This window comes from Mycobacterium sp. E1747, assembly GCF_001667775.1.
Classification (GTDB): domain Bacteria; phylum Actinomycetota; class Actinomycetes; order Mycobacteriales; family Mycobacteriaceae; genus Mycobacterium.
Genome location: NZ_LZJI01000244.1, coordinates 1 through 5,372, shown reverse-complemented (window position 1 = coordinate 5,372; position 5,372 = coordinate 1). Strand labels below are relative to the sequence as shown.

Genomic DNA, 5,372 nt, shown 5'->3' with positions numbered 1-5,372 from the left:
AGGAACAGTGCAAAGAACTCGTCCGAGACGTCGTAGATGGATTGCGATTCTTCGTAGAACGGAGTCAACGTGGCCATGGGGTTCCCGAGTGTCCTTTCGCGTATTTAACGCGAAGCATACTCACCGGAAAACCCAACGCTGTCTTGACTCCCCGTGTTGGAGTATCGACGCCGTGCGGCGGGGCGTCAGTAGCTGTAGAAACCCCGGCCGGTTTTCTTGCCCAGCCGGCCCGCCTCCACCATGCGCAGCAACAGCGGCGGCGGAGCATATTGCGGTTCCTTGAATTCCTCGAACATCTTGTCCGCGATCAGTTTCAGGGTGTCCAGGCCCACCAGATCGGACAGCCGCAGCGGGCCCATCGGGTGCGACAGCCCGGCGACAACCGCCTTGTCGACGTCTTCGACGGTGGCAAAACCCGCCTCCACCATGCGAATCGCCGACAAGAGATAGGGCACCAGCAGGGCGTTGACGACGAATCCCGACCGGTCCGAGCAGCGCACCACCTGCTTGCCCAGGACGGCGCTGGCGAATTCCTCGGTGCGCGCGGCGGCGGCCTCGCTGGTGACCAGCGTGCTGACCAACTCGACCAGCGGCAGCACCGGCACCGGGTTGAAGAAGTGCAGACCCAGCACCCGCTGCGGGTTCTTGGTGGCCGCCGCGATCTTCATGATCGGAATGCTGGACGTGTTGGACGCCAGCACCGCGTCGGGATCGGTGACGACGGCATCGAGTTCGGCGAACACCTGGGCCTTGATGGCGTCGTCCTCGATGATCGCCTCGATGACCAGCTGGCGGTCGGCGAGGTCCTTCAGATCGGTGGTGAAGGTGAGCTGGCTCAGCGCGCGGTCGCGTTCCCGCTCGGTCACCTTGCCGGCGCTGACGCCGCGCTCCAGCGACTTCACGAGGCGGTTGCGCCCCGCCGTGATCAGCGCCTCGGTGGTCTCGAACACCGTCACGTCGACGCCGGCGCGGACCGCGACTTCGGCGATGCCGGATCCCATCTGGCCGGCCCCGACCACCCCTACTCGCTGAATCGCTGCGTCGCTCACTGTCATCTCTTTCGGTTTCGTATCGTCTTGCACCGCAATAGGCCCCGCCCAGGTTCGCTGGGCGGGGCCAATGCTACTTCACGGTGAGCAGGCGCTGATTCGCACGATCTGGATCGCAGCGGTGCGAGTTCGCGACTGCTCGGCTCCGGAAGGGATCAGTGCCTCAGGCCATTCGTTTCACTTCGTCCTCGCGGGCAATGCCCGCTCGTCCTCAGTGCCTCAGGCCATTCGTTTCACTTCGTCCTCGCGGGCAATGCCCGCTCGTCCTCAGTGAAACTGACCCTCTTCGGTGGAGCCGGTCAGCGCGGTGGTCGACGAGGTGGGGTCGACCGTGGTGGCGATGCGATCGAAGTAACCCGCACCGACCTCGCGCTGGTGCTTGGTCGCGGTGTAACCGCGCTCCTCGGCGGCGAACTCGCGCTCCTGCAGTTCCACGTACGCGGTCATCTGGTTGCGGGCGTAGCCGTAGGCCAGATCGAACATCGAGTAGTTCAGCGCGTGGAAGCCGGCCAGCGTGATGAACTGGAACTTGAACCCCATAGCGGCGAGCTCCTTCTGGAACTTCGCGATGGTGGAGTCGTCCAGGTGCTTGCGCCAGTTGAACGACGGCGAGCAGTTGTAGGCCAGCATCTGGTCGGGGAACTCGGCCTTGACACCCTCGGCGAACTTGGCGGCCAGCTCGAGGTCCGGCGTGCCGGTCTCCATCCAGATCAGGTCGGAGTACGGCGCGTAGGCCTTGGCCCGCGCGACGCAGGGCTCGAGGCCGTTCTTGACCCGGTAGAAGCCCTCCTTGGTCCGCTCACCGGTGATGAACGGCTGGTCGCGCTCGTCGACGTCGGAGGTGATCAGGGTGGCCGCCTCGGCGTCGGTGCGGGCGATGACCACGGTCGGCACGTCGGCGACGTCGGCCGCCAGGCGAGCCGAGGTCAGCGTGCGAATGTGCTGCTGGGTGGGGATCAGCACCTTGCCACCGAGGTGACCGCACTTCTTCTCCGACGCGAGCTGGTCCTCCCAGTGCGACCCGGCGACGCCCGCCGCGATCATCGCCTTCTGCAGCTCGTAGACGTTCAGCGCGCCGCCGAAGCCGGCCTCGCCGTCGGCGACGATCGGGGCCAGCCAGTTCTCCACCGAGGTGTCGCCCTCGACCCGGGCGATCTCGTCGGCGCGCAGCAGCGCGTTGTTGATGCGGCGGATGACCTGCGGCACCGAGTTGGCCGGGTACAGGCTCTGGTCGGGGTAGGTGTGACCGGACAGATTGGCGTCACCGGCGACCTGCCAACCCGACAGGTAGATGGCCTTGAGGCCGGCGCGGACCTGCTGGACGGCCATGTTGCCGGTCAGCGCGCCCAGCGCGTTGATCCACTCCAGGTCGTGCAGCTGCTCCCACAAGACCTCGGCGCCGCGCCGGGCCAGCGTGTGCTCCTCGACCACGCTGCCCTGCAGGGCGACGACGTCCTGGGCGGTGTAGGTGCGGCTGACGTCCTTCCACCGCGGGTTGGTGTCCCAGTCCTTCTGGATCTGTTCGGCGCTCTTGGGGGTGCCAACGGAAGACATTGGGCATGCTCCTTAACGAATCTTCACTTCTGAGTTGGTGAACGCGGCACCGGCGGTAGCTAGAGGCTCAACTTCGCTGGTGTGCTAATTCGAAGATGGCACAGCCTGACCACCCATTTCCACCCATTTCATTTGCCAATTTCGGCAATGACCCGGCCGGATTTAGCAAATATTGCGAAGATGAACGGGAACTGAACCGTTTCAGAAACTACCGGCCAGTAACCGGAATCCGCAGGTCAGCCGGAATTTAACGGGACGCTTGTCCGGTTAGCGAGAGAAGAGCGCGGCGACGGCTTTCGTCTCGTCGCCGACCGCATATGTGAGCGTTGTAACAGCGCGATCGGTGAGGTTGGGACCGAACTGATCGGTCGAACCGGGCGGGTGGACGTGCGAGATGATCTCCAGCTTGTCGCCCAGCGCGACCGGCGCCTCATGCTCGATCGTGATGCGCAGCGGCAGCTGCATCAGCTCCAGGTGCGAAGCCAGGTAGTCCTCGATCACACTCCAATACACCGAGTTGTTCATGTGGTCGAACAGATCGATGTCGGTGACGCGGACCGGGAACTCATGGATCTCCGCGGCGTCGTCGCGGCTGCCCGGCTTCAGATAGCCCTTCCAGCGCAGCCGGTCGATGGAGGTCGTCTTGTGCAGTCCCGCCAGGAAGTCGTCGGAGATGCGCGACGGCATCTGGGTCTCGCGGTTGATGTTGATCCAGAAGGCCTCGGATTCGATCAGTCCGCCTTTGCGCCCGTCGACGCGGACCCGCATCTCACACCACCGGTTGGACGTGCCCGAACACCACCGGCGGCACCGCAGCATGTCCTGGAACTCGATCGGACGGATCAGGTCGAGCATCGTGCGGCGCACGATCCACAGCGGGTGGGTCTCCTCGAAGCCCATCTCGCGCAGCTGGTCCTGCCCGATGTCCTGGATATGCCGGCACGCGGCGTCCAGCCGCAACCGCCCCGTGCGGTCGATGTCGGCCACCCGCAGCGGCCATTCGCGCTCGAAGACATCGGGGTGCCCGTCGGGAACCGGCATCAGTTCTTTGTCCAGGCTCACGGCTTAACTCCCTGTTTCCTCCTCGTGGGCACCCCAGGCTAGCCCTGCGGTCTCGTGCGAATCATGCCAACGACCTGTGCCAAAAACCAATCGCGACGCGGTCCGCGGCCGCATGCGAACACTGCCAACTTCCACTTAGCAACCCGCTATCCTGGGCCAAGTGTCCAAGACCTTCGTCGGCTCCCGCGTCCGTCAGCTCCGCAACGAGCGCGGGTTCTCCCAGGCCGCCCTGGCCCAGATGCTGGAGATCTCGCCGAGCTACCTCAACCAGATCGAACACGACGTCCGGCCCTTGACCGTGGCGGTGCTGTTGCGGATCACCGAGGTGTTCGGCGTGGACGCGACGTTCTTCGCCTCCCAGGACGACACCCGGCTGGTGGCCGAACTGCGCGAGGTCACTATGGACCGCGACCTGGACATCGACGTCGACCCGGCGGAGGTGGCCGAGATGGTCGGCTCCCACCCCGCGCTGGCCCGCGCGGTGGTCAACCTGCACCGGCGCTACCGGATCACCACGGCGCAACTGGCCGCCGCCACCGAGGAACGGTTCTCCGACGGCAGCGGCACCGGATCGATCACCATGCCGCACGAGGAGGTGCGCGACTACTTCTACCAGCGGCAGAACTACCTGCACGAGCTGGACACCGCCGCCGAGGACCTGACGATCCAGATGCGACTGCACCACGGTGATTTGGCCCGTGAGCTGAAGCGCCGGCTGACCGAGGTGCACGGCGTGCACATCAACCGGCGCATCGATCTGGGCGACACCGTGCTGCACCGCTACGACCCTGCGACCAAGACGCTAGAGATCAGCAACCACCTCTCGCTGGGCCAACAGGTGTTCAAAATGGCCGCCGAGTTGGCCTACCTCGAGTACGGCGATCTGATCGACACCCTGGTGGAGGAGGGCAAGTTCACCAGCGACGAGTCGCACACGCTGGCCCGGCTGGGGCTGGCCAACTACTTCGCCGCGGCCGCGGTGCTGCCGTACCGCCAATTCCACGATGTCGCAGAGAATTTCCGCTACGACGTCGAGCGGTTGTCCTCGTTCTACTCGGTGAGCTACGAGACCATCGCGCACCGGCTTTCGACGCTGCAGCGGCCGTCGATGCGCGGCGTGCCGTTCTCCTTCGTCCGGGTAGACCGCGCCGGCAACATGTCAAAACGCCAGTCCGCCACCGGCTTTCACTTCTCCTCCAGCGGCGGCACCTGCCCCCTGTGGAACGTGTACGAGACGTTCGCCAACCCCGGCAAGATCCTGGTGCAGATAGCCCAGATGCCTGACGGCCGCAACTACATGTGGGTGGCCCGCACCGTGGAGCGCCGCGCCGCCCGGTATGGTCAGCCGGGTAAAACCTTCGCGATCGGCCTCGGCTGCGAGCTCCGCCACGCGCACCGGCTCGTCTACTCGGAAGGACTCGACTTGTCGGGTGACATCGCTACACCGATCGGCGCGGGTTGCCGTGTCTGCGAACGCGACAACTGCCCGCAGCGGGCGTTCCCGGCCCTGGGGCGCGCGCTGGATCTCGACGAGCACCGCAGCACCGTCTCCCCGTATCTGGTGAAGCAACCGTGACCGCGGCTCAAGGTGGCCGCATCCCGTCGGGGCGGTTCCGCGACCTCGGGCTGATCAACTGGATTCTGGCGAAGTCGGCCGCGCGCACGGTCCGCGCGCGCGAGATGCACCTGTTCACCACGCTGGGCCAG

At 65.4% G+C, this 5,372-nt stretch carries 5 protein-coding genes and 1 pseudogene; 2 read left to right on the top strand and 4 right to left on the bottom strand.

What is annotated here, in order from left to right:
• The 4 genes from A5695_RS29960 to A5695_RS25550 all read right to left on the bottom strand — a co-directional run.
• Positions 1 to 77, bottom strand: a 77-nt coding sequence (locus A5695_RS29960) for a class I SAM-dependent methyltransferase (RefSeq protein ID WP_231974978.1), incomplete at its 3' end; no start/stop codon positions are given.
• Between the two features lie 108 nt (positions 78 to 185).
• On the bottom strand, positions 186 to 1,049 hold the full coding sequence (locus A5695_RS25560; protein WP_156749856.1) for a 3-hydroxybutyryl-CoA dehydrogenase: 864 nt from the start codon (positions 1,047 to 1,049) through the stop codon (positions 186 to 188).
• A 267-nt stretch (positions 1,050 to 1,316) separates the two neighbouring features.
• Positions 1,317 to 2,603 (bottom strand): isocitrate lyase, encoded by a 1,287-nt coding sequence (gene aceA, locus A5695_RS25555; protein ID WP_068089187.1) that lies wholly within the window; start codon positions 2,601 to 2,603, stop codon positions 1,317 to 1,319.
• A gap of 267 nt (positions 2,604 to 2,870) precedes the next feature.
• Entirely contained in the window at positions 2,871 to 3,665 is a 795-nt protein-coding gene (locus tag A5695_RS25550) for an acyl-[acyl-carrier-protein] thioesterase (RefSeq protein WP_068089184.1), read from the bottom strand.
• Positions 3,666 to 3,825: 160 nt separating this feature from the next.
• On the opposite strand from A5695_RS25550, the gene ramB reads away from it, so the two are divergent.
• Together ramB and A5695_RS25540 are read left to right on the top strand one after the other, a co-directional pair.
• Entirely contained in the window at positions 3,826 to 5,241 is a 1,416-nt protein-coding gene (ramB, locus tag A5695_RS25545) for an acetate metabolism transcriptional regulator RamB (protein ID WP_068089180.1), read from the top strand.
• Positions 5,238 to 5,372, top strand: a pseudogene (locus A5695_RS25540) (carboxymuconolactone decarboxylase family protein); the annotation flags it as partial. The gene ramB and the pseudogene A5695_RS25540, both read left to right, overlap by 4 nt.